The organism is Micrococcus sp. HSID17227 (assembly GCF_003989405.1).
GTDB lineage: Bacteria > Actinomycetota > Actinomycetes > Actinomycetales > Micrococcaceae > Micrococcus > Micrococcus luteus.
This window is the reverse complement of sequence record NZ_RBLN01000512.1, coordinates 1-793: the sequence shown is the minus strand read 5'-3', so window position 1 is coordinate 793 and position 793 is coordinate 1. Positions and strand designations below refer to the sequence as shown.

1 protein-coding gene and 1 pseudogene are annotated in these 793 nt (G+C 74.5%); one reads left to right on the top strand and one right to left on the bottom strand.

The features are described 5' to 3' along the window. Window positions 1-42: 42 nt before the first annotated feature. Window positions 43-339, bottom strand: coding sequence for a DUF2516 family protein (locus D8M29_RS12990; protein WP_036384680.1), 297 nt, complete (start codon window positions 337-339; stop codon window positions 43-45). Between the two features lie 81 nt (window positions 340-420). Between D8M29_RS12990 and D8M29_RS12985 the strand changes: the two are divergent. Continuing rightward, window positions 421-672, top strand: a pseudogene (locus D8M29_RS12985) (dTMP kinase); the annotation flags it as partial. Between the last annotated feature and the right edge of the window lie 121 nt (window positions 673-793).

The window sequence follows — 793 nt, the reverse complement described above, 5'->3', positions numbered from 1 at the left end:
TGGCGCCGTCGTCATGAGGGCGGCGCCGACGGCGCGGGACCCTCAGCGGCGCAGGGCCGGGCCCATGTCCTGGCGGGGGCCGGCGAGGTAGACGCACGCCACGCACGCGGCCACGAGGCCGAACATGCCCATCCCGCCGCCGGCGAGCACGCCGAGGAGCCCGACGACGGCGGCGACGCCGGTGAGGATCAGCCAGAAGCTCCTGTCCCGGCCCCCGATGCGGGCGAAGTCGTCGGGGCGGCGCCGGACGACGTCCACCAGCGCCCAGACCTCGAGCCCGAGCGCGGCGATCGCCAGGACGCGGAACAGCCAGTGGTCGACGAGCAGGGCGAAGTGCATGGGGGCGCTCATGCCGGTCAGTCTAGGCGGTCGGCCCGGCCGGGTTCCCTCCCCGTCCGGGGCGGCGTCTAGGCTCGAGGCGTGAGCACCCAGACCGAGCATCGCGGCCTGTTCGTCGCCGTCGAGGGACCGGACGGATCCGGCAAGTCCACCCAGGCCCGCGCCCTGACCGAGGCCCTGCGCGCCGCGGGCCACGAGGTGGTGCTCACGCGCGAGCCCGGCGGCTCGGACCTGGGCGAGACGCTGCGAGAGCTGCTGCTGGACCCCGGGCACGCCCCCGTGGACCCCCGCACCGAGGCGCTGCTGTTCGCCGCGGCCCGGTCCGCCAGAGCGGCAGAGCGCCGTGTAGGGAAAGAGGGTCTTCGCCGGTGTGGGTCCCACTTGGCGGTGGTTCACGAAGAACAAACAGATCGCCTGACCGACGAGCGATCGGGCCAGCCAACCGCCGGCTAAC

What these genes read in the sequence shown, in the direction of transcription:
- D8M29_RS12990 (WP_036384680.1), bottom strand. Translation starts at nt 339, where the DNA reads ATGCACTTCGCCCTGCTCGTCGACCACTGGCTGTTCCGCGTCCTGGCG.